Genomic DNA, 14426 nt, shown 5'->3' with positions numbered 1-14426 from the left:
CCCACCATGAGCCACAGCACCCACCCCGCCGCTGAATTCACCGCGTCCGGGTTCATCCCCTCGGGTCAGCTCCAGCTGGGCGTGTTCTTCCAGGGCGTCAACTCCGGAACCGTCTGGAAGTCAGCCGAATCCGGCTCCCAGACCGACTTCGAATCGTTCCGGCGCATCGCCCAAACCGCCGAGCGCGGCCTGTTCGCGGCGTTCTTCCTCGGCGAAGGCCTGCGGCTGCGCGAGCACCTTGGCCGCCCGCACGCGCTCGACGTCGCCGGCCGTCCCGACGCGCAGACCGCCCTCGCCGCCCTCGCCGCGGTGACCACCAAGATCGGGCTCGTCGCAACCCAGAACACCACGTACAACGACCCCGCAGACCTGGCGCACCGGCTCTCCACGCTGGACCTGCTGTCCGGCGGCCGCGCGGCCTGGAACATCGTCACCACGGACAACGCCTGGACCGGCGCCAACTTCCGCCGCGGCGGCTACCTGGACCACGCAGACCGGTACACCCACGCCGAGGCCTTCGTGGAAACCGCCAAGCGGATCTGGGACGCGTGGGACGACGGCGCCGTCGCGGGCTCAGCCTCCGCCGAGCGGTGGTCGGCGGAGGGCGCGGTCCGGCGGGTGCGCCACACCGGCCGGCACTACACCGTCGACGTCACCCCGCGGCTGCCGCGCAGCGCCCAGTACCGGCCGGTGCTGTTCCAGGCCGGGGATTCGCCCGAGGGCAGGGACTTCGCCGCCCGGCAGGCGGACGTCATCTTTTCCGCGCACCCGCAGCTCGATGACGCCCTGGAGTTCCGCCGCGACATCGTGGAGCGCACCCTCCGGGCCGGCCGCGGCGCCCAGGACGTGAAGATCATGCCCGCCAGCGAGTTCATCCTCGCCGCCACGCCGCGGGAGGCCCTCGAGAAGAAGGCCTGGGTCCGCAGTCTGCAGATCGGCCCGCAGCAGGCCATCGCGTACCTCGAACAGTTCTGGGGCCGGGAGCTGCAGGGCTACGATCCCGACGGCCCGCTGCCGGACATCGACCCCGTGGTGGAAGAAACCTCCGAAACGCGCGGCAGCGGCTTCCACGGCGCCAAGGCACGCCAGCTGGCCGACCAGTGGCGGGCCGAGGCCAAGGAGAAGGGCCTGTCCATCCGCCAATTCGTCTCGGCCAAGACCAGCCGGGGCGACTCCACCTTCACCGGCTCGTACACCGAGGTCGCGGACCGGCTCAGCGAGTATGCCCGGACCGGCGCCGTCGACGGCTTCAACATCTCGCCGTGGCTCATCCCGTCCGGCCTCGACGACATCGTCAACCACCTCGTGCCGGAACTGCAGCAGCGCGGTGTGTACCCCACGGAGTACGCGGGCAGCACGCTGCGGGAGAACCTCGGCCTGGCCACCCCGGCCCGCACAGGCGCCAGCGTCGAGGCGGCCTCCGTCACGGCACAGGCCTAGACGATCTCCGCTGGGTCACCACGCAGCCATAACGAATCCCCGCCGGAGACGTTCCCGGCGGGGATTCGTTGGCTTTCGGTACCGTTCATTCAACCAACGCGGGCGGGCTACTTCTTCGGCAGGCCCGCCGGGTTCAGCTCCGACTTCGCGACGGCTTCCGCGGACAACCCCCAGCGGTCCAGGATCTTGGCGTAGCTTCCGTCCTGGATCAGGTGGTTCAGTCCGGCCTGGGCCGCTGCGGCAAACCCGTTGTCCTTCTTCGTGGTGACGGCGATGCTGGCCTTCAGCGGCCAGCCGCCGTCGACCAGGCCCACGAGCTTAGTCTTGGCGTCGGAGGCCGCCTTGTAGGCCGCCGTGGCGTTGGGGCCGAACGTGACGTCCGCCCGTCCGGACTGGATGGCGAGCTGGGAGGCGGAGTCGTCGTCGTAATACTGGAACTCCACGGGCTTGAGGCCGTTTTTCTTGTTCTCCTCATCCCAGCGCAGCAGGATTGCCTCCTGGTTGGTGCCGGAACCGACGATCACGCGCTTGCCGGCGACGTCCGGGGCCGATTCGACCTTGGTGACGCTGCTGTCCGCCTTGGCATAGAAGCCGAGCTTGTCTTCACGGTAGCTGGCGAAGTCGAACTTGAGCTTGCGCTCCTCCGTGACGGTGACATTGGACAGCACAGCCTCGTACTTGCCGGAGTCGACGCCGAGCGGCCAGTCGGCCCAGGCCGTCGGGACAATGTCTGCCTCCAGGCCCAGGGACTCGGCCAGAGCGACGGCGATATCCACCTCGTTGCCCACCGGGGTCTTGTTGTCGGTGGCGTAAACGGCCAGCGGTGCCGCAAACGGGCTCACCGCCACCGTCAGCTTCCCGTCCTTCTTAACGGCTTCCGGGACGAGCGCGGCGGCCGCGGCATCCACCGTGGCCTTGACGCGGTCCTGCTGCGGCGAGAGGTTGAACTGCTTCACCCCGGTGGACGACGACGGCGCCGCCGACGGGCCGCCGGCAGCAGCGGCGCCGGGATCGGAGCAGGCCGCCAGACCCAGGACAGTGGTGGCCGCCAACGCGACCGCGGCGCCTGATTTAAACGAAAGACTGGACATGTTCTCCCCTTGAGAGTGGACTGAAATGGTGCTGGTGCCAGCAACTATCCGGGGCCCGGGAGAGCCGGTCAAAGCGCCGTGAAACCGGGTGAAACCAAGGGATACAGGCGGTAATACCCGTTCATCCGGCGTCCGCGGACGCTGCCTGCGGACGCCCTGTGTTACCGAAGATTGCCCTGCGTGACGCGACGGGACGGAATTGTTCACGGCAGGCCGCAACTGGCCTAGCCTGCATAGAAGACCTGCAAGGTGACAGCACGACACAGGAGGGGTGAACTTGTCAGTGAGCACGCACCAGCAAACGCACCGGACCACGCACCGGCTCGGCATCAACGCCCCGGCGGACCTTGTCTTCAGCATGCTGCGCGACGCCTCACACTGGCCCTACCTCGAGGGCCTGACGGTGTACTCGGAGCGCGTCAGCGGCGACGACGCCGGCCACGAGCTGCGCACCTCCGTGGTGTCCAACGGCTCACTCAGTTCAAGCCACTGCTGGCGCGTCTTTGACACCGCCAGCCACCGCGCCCAGTTCCACCAGCTGGACCTCGAGCCCCCGTTCCGGGAGCTCGGCGGCGACTGGGAGATCCGGCCGGCGGACGGGCTCTCCGTGGTCACGCTGAACCACGAGTTCGAGGTCGACGACGAGCACCTCACCGAGCGGATCCGTTCGATCATCGAGGACTACAGCCGGCGTGAACTGGAGGCGCTGCGGATCAGCTGCGAACGGTTGTCCGTCCTCCTGCAGCACCACGCCCCGCAGGCGCACCCCACCCCACATCTCACGGCGCAGTCCACCCCGCACCCCACAGCACAGGAGGCCTAAATGTCAGACGCCAGGTTCACGACGGAACGGGACAGCTTCGGCCGGCTTCTCGCGGACCGCGAAGTCTGGCGGCAGGCCTCCACCATCCCGGCGGCCGGCGAACTGACCGCCCGTTGGCTGGAGGGCAACAGCCAATACCAGCCGGGCGTCTTCGCGCCCGGGTTCGACGAGGAGACCGCGGCCATCGCCGGAGAGCTCGCCCGGCTGAACCGCAACGGGCTCTTCACCAAGGAATCGCAGCCGGGCGTTCAGGCCGGGGGCCTCGCCCAGCGCGCCTACGTGACGGCCTTCTGCGGCCCGGAGGCGGCGACGGCACTCCTGGCCCTGTCCGCACGGACCGGCCTGGTGACGGTCGTCCACGACCCCGGTGAGGCGAGCAGCGTCTCCATCCCGGTGACCGTACAGGACGACGACGTCGCGACCTTGCTCGGCAGCAGCGAGGGGCCCGTTGGGGAGGACCAGCTCAGGGACTGGGCAGCCGAGACCAACGAGACCTTGGCCCTGGTCCTGGCGGATGCCTGGTACGTGGAAATCTTCGATCCCGTCTGGGGCCGGAACGATGTCCTGTTGGCCGCCGTACTCGAGGCGCTGCAGGCCCCTTAGCCGGCGGGAACGCGCGCCGCGCAGCCGGCGGCGACCCGGTTCCCGGTAAATTCACATATCGGTCGCATCCCACCCGATGCTCGCGGCCTCGTCCAGGGTGCGCGCCTCGAAATGCTCCAGCATGTCCTTCATTGCCTCGAGGCCCTGCTTGAACAGGGCAGAATCCCGCCACTGTTCAATCTGTTCCAGGGACTCCCACGGGCCGGTGCTGATGAACCTGTTCTTGACGTCGCGATCGTGCATCAGCACGGCTTTGGCGTTGGGAAAGTCTTCCTTCGTCTTCCTGGCCAGATCCCGCCAGGCCTGCACAAAATCGTTCTCGCGGCCAGGATGCACCAGCCAGATTCCGAGCGTATAAACAGACACGTCGATCGCCTCCATTGTCCGTACGGGTTGATACGCCGATTATGTTCCTGTCCTCCGGCCGGCGGTAGTCCCGGACCGCCCGGAGCCCGGTTGTGGCGGCAAATGAACCGTTGTAAGGGTGCAGTGGAAGGCCTAGCATGTGGGCAGACCCCCACTCTGGGGCCAGCCTCGGACCTTCCATCGTTGGGAGCGGGCACACGTTCGGATGCCGATGTCCTGGGCGAACACAGGATAGGAAAAACGATGAGCAAATATCTGTTCGAAGCGAACTACGTCGGCGACGGAATCAAGGGACTCATGCGTGAGGGCGGCACCAAACGGCGTGATGCCGTTGTCGAAGCCCTCAAATCGGTGGACGGCTCGCTGGAAAGCTTCTACTACGCCTTCGGGGAGACCGACGTTGTCGGAGTCTTCGATATCCCCGACCAGGCCGACGCCGTCGCCCTGTCACTGATGATCAATTCCACCGGCGCCGTGAACCTGCACATGAAACCGCTCATGTCAGCAGAGGATCTCGACGCGGCAGCCAAGAAGACGCCGTCGTACCGGGCCCCGGGGCAATAGCCCACGCGGTTCCCGGCATGCCGGTGCGGGGCCAGTCCCCCGGGCTGGCCCCGCACCGGCAGCGCCGGATGTTTTAGCGCAGCCGCGCTAACTGCCTGGCGGTCGCGCTACTTGGCGCCGTTGTATTCCTCGTCGGTCACGAGGTCACCCCACTCGGACTCCGCGCCCTCTGCTGGCGCTTCCCACATCGCGAGGTGGTGCGCTGCGTCCTAGTTCAGGGTCGCGGTGTCGATCACGAAGCGGTAGCGGACGTCGGAGGCCAGGACGCGCTCGTAGGCGTCGTTGATCTTCGCGGCCGGGATGACCTCGATTTCGGCGCCCAGGCCGTGCTCGGCGCAGAAGTTGAGCATTTCCTGAGTTTCACGGATGCCGCCGATCATCGAGCCGGCGAAGGAACGGCGGCCCATGATCAGGGCGAACGCGTTCACCGGGAGCGGTTCCGCGGGGGCGCCGACGTTGACCAGTGCGCCGTCGAGGGTCAGCAGCTGCAGGTAGGAGCTGATGTCGATCGCGGCACTGACCGTGTTGATGATCAGGTCAAAAGTGCCGGCAAGGTCCGTGAAAGTGTTCTCGTCGCTCGTGGCGTAGTAGTGGTCCGCGCCCAGCTTCAGCCCGTCTTCCTGCTTCTTCAGCGACTGCGACAGGACCGTGACCTCGGCGCCCATGGCGTGGGCGATCTTGACTGCCATGTGGCCCAGTCCGCCGAGGCCGACGATCGCGACCTTTTTACCGGGACCCGCGCCCCAGTGGTTCAGCGGCGAGTAGGTGGTGATGCCGGCGCACAGCAGCGGCGCGGCGACGTCGAGCTCGATGCCCTCGGGAATGGTGACCACGAAATCTTCGGTCACAACGACGTGGGTGGAGTAGCCGCCCTGGGTGATGGTGCCGTCTCGGTCGACGGCGCCATAGGTGCCGGTGTTCCCGGCGAGGCAGTACTGCTCCTCGCCGGCCTGGCAGTTGACGCACTCGCCGCACGAATTGACCATGCAGCCGACGCCGACCCGGTCACCGACGGCGTGCTTGGTCACGGCCGTTCCCACCTCGGTGACAATGCCGGCAATTTCATGGCCGGGAACCAGCGGATAGGTCTGCGGGCCCCAGTCGCCGCGGACAGTGTGGATATCGGAATGGCAGATCCCGGCGTACTTGATCTCGATCAGGACATCGTGGGGTCCCACGTCGCGGCGCTCGATGGTGGTGAGGGCGAGCGGCCCGGTCGCGGACGGTGATGCGTAAGCGTTGACAGTAAGCAATGAATCTCCTGCTTGTTGATCGTTGGGGGTTGTTCAACGGAACACCATCCATCAAACCCGGTAACGCAGCCGTGAGGGAGTCCCTGCTGATAGGGGTACTGGCAGGGCCTCCCTCAGAGAGCCCAAAGGCCTAACGTTGATGGCATGGACAATCGAGAGGCGACCCGCGAGTTCCTTGCCTCGCGCCGGGCCAAGATCACCCCCGAAGAGTCGGGATTGCCGATCTACGGCGCGAAACGCCGGGTCCCCGGACTCCGCCGCGGGGAAGTCGCCATGCTGGCCGGCGTCAGCGTCGAGTACTACACGAGGCTGGAGCGGGGAAACCTGTCCGGCGTTTCGGAGGGAGTTCTGGACGCTGTGGCCAGGGCCCTCCAACTCGACGACGCCGAACGGGCCCACCTCTTCGATCTGGCCCGGGCAGCGGCCCCGGGCAGCCGGACCCGCCGTCGTCCCCGTCCCGCGGAGTCCGTCCGGCGCAGCGTTCAGCTGACGCTGAACGCCATCGCCAACGCGCCCGCCTTTGTGCGGAACGGACGCATGGACATCCTTGCGGCCAACCCGCTGGGCCTTGCCCTGTATTCGGACATGTACGCGGGTCCGGCCCGCCCGGCCAACCATGCCCGGTTCATCTTCCTGGACGCGCGATCGCGCAGCTTCTACCCGGGCTGGGACCGTGCGGCGAGCGACACCGTCGCGATCCTGCGCACCGAGGCCGGCCGGGATCCCTACGACCGCGGGCTGACCGACCTGATCGGGGAACTCTCGACGCGGAGCGAGGAATTCCGCACCCTGTGGGCGGCGCATAACGTGCGCCAGCACTACACCGGGCTCAAACACTTGCACCACCCTGTGGTCGGGGATCTCCACCTGATGTACGAGGCAATGGACGTCTCCGCCGACGCCGGGCTGTCCCTGCTGGTCTACAACGCCGAGCCCGGCTCCGCGTCGGAAGATGCGCTGCGGCTGCTGGCCAGCTGGGCCGCGACCAACCAGCAAGCCAAGGAGGCCGGGGCGGCTTTTACTGTGGACAAGACCTGACCGGGGCAGCCGGCACTCTCACGCCAGGGCGGATATGCCGTCCGTGTATCCACCGGACTGGCCGCTGGAGGTAAAGTTGCTCAGCCAGGCCGTGGCCTTGTCCCGGGAAGTGAAGAATTCGTGGGGGTAGCGGGTGTGCCGGCTCATGGCCGCCGCGATCACACGATCCACGGTGCTGGATCCAAGCACGGCAATCGCCAGAACCCCTGTTGTCTGCGCGAACTCGTACCTGGCGGCCGCGCTGATCTCAACGTCCGTCATTTCGGAGAGCATCGGCATCGGTATTCCGCCGCTGATCTGCGCTACGGCCAGCATCGCGTCCCTGGCATCGTCGACATCAACAAACGTGCCCGGCTGCCAGACGGATGTGATGATGCCCGCACTGATGCTCAGCACGTTCTTTCCGTCAGCAGCTGCTATATGTCCTGGCATCATCGAGACCATTGTAGGGCCGGTCCTGACAAGCCACGGGTTTGGGACCCGGTGCGCGTGGCGGACCGCAGACCATGGCTGCACTCCGCGTCGCCGACCGGCCACGGACATGCCCCATGCGGCCTGCAGCCCGTACCGGTATTCAGCAAAGGCATTGCCTTCGCCATGGCCCGCAGGCATACTCGTGCCTGCGGGAGGACGTCCCCGCGTCCCCCACAGACGGCCCGCGATGCACACGCGAACGGATGAGCGCCATGGCTGATATGACCAACCTCGAGCAACAGCAGGTGGACCGGGCGAACGCTTCCGGCCTCAAACCCGTCGTCTTCGTCCACGGACTATGGCTCCTGTCCAGCAGTTGGGACCGGTGGCGGGCCCTCTATGAGGAGAACGGCTACACCACGCTCGCCCCCACGTGGCCCGATGATCCCGAAAGCGTCGATGAGGCCAGACGCAGCCCGGAGGTCTTTGCCAAGAAGATGGTCAGGCAAGTCACGGAGCACTACCTCGACGCGATTGGCCAGCTCACCATCAAGCCCGCTGTCGTGGGGCATTCCTTCGGCGGACTCATCGCCCAGAGGATCGCCGGAACCGGAGCCTCCGCAGTCACGGTGGCGATCGACCCCGCACCGTTCCGGGGAGTCCTGCCGCTGCCGGCCTCAGCCCTAAAGTCAGCAGCGCCTGTGATCGCGAATCCCGCCAACGCCAAGCGTGCAGTGTCTCTGACTTTTGACGAATTCCGTTTCGGCTGGGCCAATGCCGTGGACGAGGACGAAGCCCGCCAATTGTTTGACACCTTTCATGTCGCGGCCTCTGGCGTGCCTCTGTTCCAGGCTGCAACCGCAAACCTCAACCCGTTCACCGAGGCCAAGGTCGACACGAAGAATCCGGATCGGGGGCCGTTGCTGATCATCTCCGGGGAGAAAGACCACACCGTGCCGTGGGCCATCGCCAATGCGTCCTACAAGCGTCAAAAAGGAAATTCGGCGCACACGGCAATCAAGGAGCTGCAGGACCGCGGCCACTCTCTCACGATCGATCACGGCTGGCCTGAAGTCGCCCAAACCGCCCTGGACTTCATCAAAGAGTTCGGCTGAGTACTACCGGCCAGAGTCAGCGTGTCCGGCAGTGGACATGCCCCCTTTTCAGGAATGGACTTGTCCCCCGGCGCGGCTCAGGGATGGACATAGTGGGCATATGTCCATCCCTGGGCGCCGGAGGAGGGCATGTCCCGCGGAGGGGTGCCGGAACCGGCCCGGCCGTCACAGCATCCGGCGGTCAGGACTCCAGGACCAGCAGCTGGGCCTTGTCCGCGTCCCAGCCCACCCACAGCTCCTCATCCGGCCGGATCCGGGCGACACTGTCGGAGCTCAGCTCACGGAGCTGGAGGTCGTGGCCGCCGGCCGTGAGGCGGTGGCGGACCGTGGCGCCAAGATTCGTGGAGGACACCAGGGTCGCGGCGCATCCGTTGCCCGCCGCGGCCCGTGTCCTGAATTTGAGGTGCTCCGGGCGGATGGAGACGGCGTAGTTCTCACCGCTTGCCCCGCGGTCCCGGACCTTTGCCATACCCAGTCCGCCGAGGTCCACCACGGCTTCCTCGCCGTTGCGCTCCACGATGGTGCACGGGATGAGGTTGGTGTCGCCCAGGAAGCTGGCCACCCAGTCGGTCATGGGGTGGTTGTACACCTCCTCCGGCGGGCCGGACTGCACGATCTTCCCGTCCCGCATCACCACGATCCGGTCCGACATGGCCATGGCCTCGTCCTGGTCGTGTGTCACGAACAGCACGGAGATGCCCAGGCCCTTCTGCAGGGTCTTGATCTCCTCCTGCATCTGCTCGCGAAGGCGCTTGTCCAGGGCTGCCATCGGCTCATCCAGCAGCAGGGCCGCCGGGTTGAAGACCAGTGCCCGGGCCAGCGCCACCCGCTGCTGCTGTCCGCCGGAGAGCTGGCGCGGCTTGCGCCCGCCCATCTTGCCCAGTCCCACACGGTCGAGAGCTTCCTCGGCGCGCTGGCGGCGTTCCGCGCGCGGCACCTTCCTCATGCGCAGAGCAAACTCCACGTTTTCCAGCGCGCTCATGTGCGGGAACAGGGCGTAGTTCTGAAACACCACACCGAGATTGCGGTCCCGCGGCGGCAGCGTGTCCACGGGTTTGCCGTCAATGAGGATGGCTCCGGCGGTGTGTTCTTCAAATCCCGCCACCATCATCATGGTGGTCGTCTTGCCGGAGCCGCTGGGGCCCAGGAGGGTCACGAACTCCCCCGGCTGGACTGTCAGGTCCAGTTCGTCCACGGCAACGACGTCGCCGTAGTGCTTGCTGACCTGGCGGAGCTCAATGGCGCCCTGGGCGGCCCTGCCCGTGCCGGGAAGGGGCCCCGCGGAAATCACTGATGCGGTCATCGACTTTCCTTACGTTTGTGCGGACACGGCCAGCGGCAGCATCCGGGTTGAAGAGCGGCGCTTGAGGACAAACAAGACCTGGAGCAGCAGCCCGATGGTGGCGACGCTGACCAGCAGGGCGGAGGACACCGCGATCTTCGGGGTCAGGTTGAACTGGATATCCGTGAACATCTTCACCGGCAAGGTGGTGGCCCCCGGGGACTGCATGAACAGGGACATCACCGTCTCATCGATGGAGACCGAGAACGCGAAGAGCGCCCCGGAGATCAGGCCGGGCAGGATGATGGGCAGATACACGTGCCGCAGGACGGAGAGCGGTCCGGCCCCGAGGCTCTGCGCCGACCGGACCAGGGCCGGGTTGAGCCCGGCGAGGCTGGCGCGGGTGGTCAGGTACACATAGGGGGTCGCGATCACGGCGTGCGCCAGGCCGATGGGGACAATGCTGCCCACCATGCCGATCGAGATGAAGAACTGGTAGAACGCCAGCGCCAGCACCACGGTCGGCACGATCATCGGCGCGAGAATCAGACCCACCACGGCGGGCTGGCCGGGAAACTTGCGCCCGTGCAGGCCGATCGCCGCGGTGGCGCCCAGCAGCACGCCGATCACGACGGCGATCGCCGCCGACTGCAGGCTGGCCGTCAGTGCGGAGGTCCAGGCCCGGTCGGCGAAGAATCCGGCTACGGCGGCGAAGGAGATTCCCTCCGGCGGGAAGGTGATGTAGCGGCTGTCGTTCAGCGCGACCGGCACCACAATCGCCGTCGGAATGACGAGGAACAGGAAGGCCGGGATGGAAAGGAGCGCCAGCATCCGGTGCTGCGGATTAGTTGTCTTCATGGTGGCCTCCTGCCTTGAGGACGCGCTGGTAGACGGCCACGAGGATACTGACCATGACCGTCAGGATGACGGCCAGCGCAGCGGCCCCGGAGAAGTCAGTCAGCTGTCGGGCGTAGTAGTCGATCTGGTTGGCGATCATCATGTCGCCGGGCCCGCCCATCACCACCGGGGTGATGAAGAAGCCTGTGCTGATGATGAAGACCAGCAGCCCGGCCGCGGAAATGCCGGGCATGCTCAGCGGCAGCGTGATCGTGCGGAAGACGGATCCTTCCCGCGCGCCAAGCGAGCGGGCCGCGAGCCCCAGCCGGTCATCGATCGATGTCAGCGAGGAGAAGATCGGGAACACCGCATACGGCAGGAGGCAGTGCACCATGCCGACGATCACGGCGAACCGGTTGTGCAGCAACGGGATCGGCGCACCGGTCAGCCCGATTCCCTGCAGGAAGGCGTTCACAATGCCGTTGTCCTGCAGCAGGACGGCCCAGGCGAAGTTCTTCACCAGGATGCCGGTCCAGAACGGCAGGAGTACGACGGCGAACAGGATCACCCGGGTGACGTTGCCGGCCCGCCACAGCACCATGGCGATGATGTAGCCCAGCACCACGGTGACAATGGTGCTGGCCAGGCTGATGGTCAGGGTGTTGACCAGGGCGCGCACCACCAGCGGGTCCTCAAGGACCCGCTGGTAGGCGTTGTCGGCAAAGCTTGCGCCGACCAGTTTGCCCAGCGGCGTCAGGAACAGCACGACGTCGAAGGCAAGGATCGGAGCCAGCAGCAGCCACCAGCCGCTGCGCCGCCGTCGTGGTGGTGCCTCGGCGGAGGCAGGCGCACCGCGGCCCCGCGGCCGGGGCCGCTCGAGAGTTGCGTTGCTCATGTCAGCTGGCCTGCCAGAGCTTGAACTGCTGCTCGGTCTTCTTCAGGTTCTGCGACCACCACTTGTCGTCGCGGACCAGGATCTTGTCCGCGAGCCGGGGGCTGGTGGGAAGCGTGTCGGCGATTTCCTTCGGCAGCTTGGACAGCGCCGGGGTGTTGGCCAGGGTCAGGTTGGTGACCTTGTCGAACGCCGCGCCGGCCTCGGCGTCGTTGGACATGAAGTTCATCAGCTTGAAGGCCGCTTCCTTGTTCTTGGCGCCCTTCGGAACCACGAAGTAGTCGCCGGCAAGGACGGCGTTTTCGGCGGAGAAGTTCAGTTTCGCGCCGTCGTTGCGGGCTGCGTTAATGCGGTTGTTGAAGCTGGTGGAGAGTGAGACCTCGCCGGAGGTGAGCTGCTGGATGGGCTCCTGGTTGGCGGCGTGGTACAGCAGCCGGTCCTTTCCCGGGTGCTGGCCCAGAACCCTCAGGGCCCGGTCGACGTCGAGCGGGTAGATCTTGTCGAAGGGGACACCGTCGGCCAGCAGCGCGGCTTCCAGGACGGAGCTGTCGGAGAGCTGGTTGTACACCGAGCGCTTGGTGTTGTACTTGCCCTGGTCGAAGAATTGGGCCCAGTCTTTCGGGGCCTGCGCGTCGGAAATGACCTTCTGGTCCCACGCCATGACAAACAGGAAGCTCAGGTACTTGATGCCGTATTCAGCCTTCGCGTATCCGGGCAGGCCCTTGTCGCTGATGATGTTGTAGTCGAACTTCTCTAACAGTCCCTCGGCCACGGCCACCTCATACTCCGGCGCCGTGATTTCCACGAGGTCCCACTGCACGTCGCCGGACTGGACCTGGGCCTTCAGCGCGGCCAGGGAGGTGTTGGCCAGCAGCGTCGTCTGGATCCCCGACTGCTTGGAGAACGGGTCCAGGATTGTCTGGGTCAGCTGGTCGTTGTACGAGCCACCATAGGACGTGACGGTCACTGTCTTGTTGGCAGCGGCACTTTCGGCGGGCTTCGCCGCGCAGCCGGAGAGCGCCAGACCCGCAAATGGCGTCAGCGCTGCCGCTTTGAGGAGCTGCCTGCGGTCAAAGGGAGTGGAACGGAATGCTGTCATGGGGGAAGTGCCTCTCATGGACGCGGGCACGCCAAAAGAGGGCGTGCAGGATTGCGGGCGTAGCGGGGTGCGGTGCGTGTGATTGCGTGTGGCGCAGTGAAGGAGAAGAAGTGAAGAGAGAAGGAGAAGTGACAGCCGCGGTTCGCGCGCGCCATCCATTCCACCTGGAGATCTCGAGTCCGCCTTCCGGCGGCTTTTCGGTTTCGCAACTGTAACTGTGAAGTTGCTCACTAGTCAACAGTTGTATTGCTTTAAGAAACTCCGGAATTTGAACTGGGGACACTCCCCCGGCCGCCGGTTTATGCGGGGCCCGATTTGCACAGCAAATTCACAGCGGGGCACTATCGCGGATACAGCGGGACGACCGACAATGGTTCGACCTGATAGGAGTATTTGCCGGGCGATGGTGGCCGCGACTTACTGGAGCGTCAGTGGCGAGCGTCCTGACCGATCGAGCCGGAGCAAGCGAACTTGTACCGACTAGTGATGGGCTCCCGGCATGATCACTCTCCGCAAGCACGTACTTCCCTCGCTCCTCGCCCTGGTCCTGCTCTCGACGTCGGCCTGTACCTCCGGGGTCGCGGCTGGCATCCCGTCGGCCGGCATTCCGTCCGGTGGCACACCATCTGGCACACCCTCAGGTGGCGCCACGGGCAAATCCGGCGGCGGCACGAGCCAATCCGCCGCACCCGAGTCCGCCACTCCGAGTGCTGCGGTCCCGCAGCTGACCCCGGCGAGCACGGTGGATGCGCGCGCCGTGCTGGCGGCGTTCAAGTCCCGGGACATGTCGGGGCACCTGCAGGCGCTGCAGCGGGTGGCGGATGCCAACGGCGGGAACCGGGCCTCGGGGACCTCCGGGTATGAGGAGTCGGCCCGCTATGTCGAGGAACAGCTGCGTGCCGCGGGGTACTCGCCGGTGCGGCAGAGCTTCACGTTCAAAGAGGACGGCCGGCGCGGCAAGACGGTGGAGTCCTTTAACATCCTGGCCGACACCGCAGGGGACGCCGGGAACACGGTGGTGGTGGGCGGGCACCTGGACTCCGTGCGGGAGGGGCCCGGGATCAACGACAACGGCAGCGGGGTCGCGGCGGTCCTGGAGACCGCGCGGTGGATGAAGGAGGCCGGGATCACGCCGGCGAACCGGGTCCGGTTTGCGTTCTGGGGCGGCGAGGAGGACGGCCTGTACGGGTCCCAGCATTACGTTGACGAGCTGAGCGCGGCCGAAGTCCGCCGGACGGCGCTTTACCTGAATGTGGACATGGCAGCCTCGCCGAACGGGGTGCGGTCCTTTCACGACGGCGACGGATCGGATTTCGGGGAGGCCGGGCCGATGGGCTCCCAGGAGATTGAGGAGGTCTTTTTCCGGTTCTTCGAAAGCAACTCGCTGCCGGCGGAAACAACGCCCTTTGTCGACGGCGACTCCGATTACGAACCGTTCCTCATGGCCGGCATTCCCGGCGGCGGGCTGTTCACCGGCGATGAGAAGTCAAAGACCAAAGCCCAGGTGCAGGCCTACGGCGGGGTGGCCGGCAAGGACCTCGATCCCTGCTACCACGAGGCCTGCGACACGATCGCCAACACCAACCCGGAACTGCTCAGGAACTGCTCA

General features: G+C 66.2%; 15 protein-coding genes. 7 read left to right on the top strand and 8 right to left on the bottom strand.

Going from position 1 to position 14426, the window contains the following annotated elements; translation table 11 throughout:
• Positions 1 to 6 precede the first annotated feature (6 nt).
• On the top strand, positions 7 to 1440 hold the full coding sequence (locus tag AC1DRO_RS09355) for an NtaA/DmoA family FMN-dependent monooxygenase (RefSeq protein ID WP_476950624.1): 1434 nt from the start codon (positions 7 to 9) through the stop codon (positions 1438 to 1440).
• A gap of 107 nt (positions 1441 to 1547) precedes the next feature.
• Here the strand turns inward: AC1DRO_RS09355 and AC1DRO_RS09350 are convergent, their stop codons facing one another.
• Positions 1548 to 2531, bottom strand: a complete 984-nt coding sequence (locus tag AC1DRO_RS09350) for an ABC transporter substrate-binding protein (protein WP_476950623.1) — start codon at positions 2529 to 2531, stop codon at positions 1548 to 1550.
• Between the two features lie 283 nt (positions 2532 to 2814).
• On the opposite strand from AC1DRO_RS09350, the gene AC1DRO_RS09345 reads away from it, so the two are divergent.
• Both AC1DRO_RS09345 and AC1DRO_RS09340 read left to right on the top strand, forming a co-directional pair.
• Positions 2815 to 3354 carry an SRPBCC family protein gene (locus tag AC1DRO_RS09345; protein ID WP_476950622.1) on the top strand — a complete coding sequence of 180 codons (540 nt, stop codon included), beginning with the start codon at positions 2815 to 2817 and terminating at the stop codon, positions 3352 to 3354.
• Entirely contained in the window at positions 3355 to 3957 is a 603-nt protein-coding gene (locus tag AC1DRO_RS09340) for a DUF6919 domain-containing protein (RefSeq protein WP_476950621.1), read from the top strand.
• Positions 3958 to 4008: 51 nt separating this feature from the next.
• On the opposite strand, the gene AC1DRO_RS09335 is transcribed toward AC1DRO_RS09340, so the two are convergent.
• Positions 4009 to 4338 (bottom strand): antibiotic biosynthesis monooxygenase family protein, encoded by a 330-nt coding sequence (locus tag AC1DRO_RS09335; protein WP_028275943.1) that lies wholly within the window; start codon positions 4336 to 4338, stop codon positions 4009 to 4011.
• Positions 4339 to 4566: 228 nt separating this feature from the next.
• Here AC1DRO_RS09335 and AC1DRO_RS09330 point away from each other — a divergent pair, with 228 nt between their 5' ends.
• Positions 4567 to 4887, top strand: coding sequence for a GYD domain-containing protein (locus AC1DRO_RS09330; RefSeq protein WP_028275942.1), 321 nt, complete (start codon positions 4567 to 4569; stop codon positions 4885 to 4887).
• Positions 4888 to 5096: 209 nt separating this feature from the next.
• Here the strand turns inward: AC1DRO_RS09330 and AC1DRO_RS09325 are convergent, their stop codons facing one another.
• Positions 5097 to 6140 carry an NAD(P)-dependent alcohol dehydrogenase gene (locus AC1DRO_RS09325; protein WP_459383567.1) on the bottom strand — a complete coding sequence of 348 codons (1044 nt, stop codon included), beginning with the start codon at positions 6138 to 6140 and terminating at the stop codon, positions 5097 to 5099.
• A 144-nt stretch (positions 6141 to 6284) separates the two neighbouring features.
• Here AC1DRO_RS09325 and AC1DRO_RS09320 point away from each other — a divergent pair, with 144 nt between their 5' ends.
• A complete protein-coding gene (locus tag AC1DRO_RS09320) occupies positions 6285 to 7178 on the top strand; it encodes a helix-turn-helix transcriptional regulator (protein ID WP_476950620.1) in 894 nt (297 codons plus the stop codon).
• Positions 7179 to 7196: 18 nt separating this feature from the next.
• On the opposite strand, the gene AC1DRO_RS09315 is transcribed toward AC1DRO_RS09320, so the two are convergent.
• Positions 7197 to 7613: a DUF7793 family protein gene (locus tag AC1DRO_RS09315; RefSeq protein WP_164468552.1), complete on the bottom strand. Its 417-nt coding sequence runs from the start codon at positions 7611 to 7613 to the stop codon at positions 7197 to 7199.
• Between the two features lie 251 nt (positions 7614 to 7864).
• Between AC1DRO_RS09315 and AC1DRO_RS09310 the strand changes: the two genes are divergently transcribed.
• Positions 7865 to 8707, top strand: coding sequence for an alpha/beta hydrolase (locus tag AC1DRO_RS09310; RefSeq protein ID WP_476950619.1), 843 nt, complete (start codon positions 7865 to 7867; stop codon positions 8705 to 8707).
• A 181-nt stretch (positions 8708 to 8888) separates the two neighbouring features.
• Here the strand turns inward: AC1DRO_RS09310 and AC1DRO_RS09305 are convergent, their stop codons facing one another.
• From AC1DRO_RS09305 to AC1DRO_RS09290, 4 genes are read right to left on the bottom strand one after another with little or no spacing between them, the layout of a single operon-like run.
• Complete coding sequence (locus AC1DRO_RS09305; protein WP_476950618.1) at positions 8889 to 10010, bottom strand: ABC transporter ATP-binding protein; 1122 nt, start codon at positions 10008 to 10010, stop codon at positions 8889 to 8891.
• Positions 10011 to 10019: 9 nt separating this feature from the next.
• Positions 10020 to 10847, bottom strand: coding sequence for an ABC transporter permease (locus AC1DRO_RS09300; protein WP_028275936.1), 828 nt, complete (start codon positions 10845 to 10847; stop codon positions 10020 to 10022).
• Positions 10834 to 11721, bottom strand: coding sequence for an ABC transporter permease (locus AC1DRO_RS09295; protein ID WP_476950617.1), 888 nt, complete (start codon positions 11719 to 11721; stop codon positions 10834 to 10836). Before AC1DRO_RS09295 ends, AC1DRO_RS09300 begins: the two co-directional genes overlap by 14 nt.
• A gap of 1 nt (position 11722) precedes the next feature.
• Positions 11723 to 12817, bottom strand: a complete 1095-nt coding sequence (locus tag AC1DRO_RS09290; RefSeq protein WP_476950616.1) for an extracellular solute-binding protein — start codon at positions 12815 to 12817, stop codon at positions 11723 to 11725.
• Positions 12818 to 13316: 499 nt separating this feature from the next.
• Here AC1DRO_RS09290 and AC1DRO_RS09285 point away from each other — a divergent pair.
• Positions 13317 to 14426: M20/M25/M40 family metallo-hydrolase (locus AC1DRO_RS09285; protein ID WP_476950615.1), on the top strand; the 1110-nt coding region annotated here is incomplete at its 3' end.

The organism is Arthrobacter sp. P4_F11, from assembly GCF_056401395.1.
Note: the sequence above shows the minus strand (reverse complement) of the source record. Positions and strands in the feature narration are given on the sequence as shown.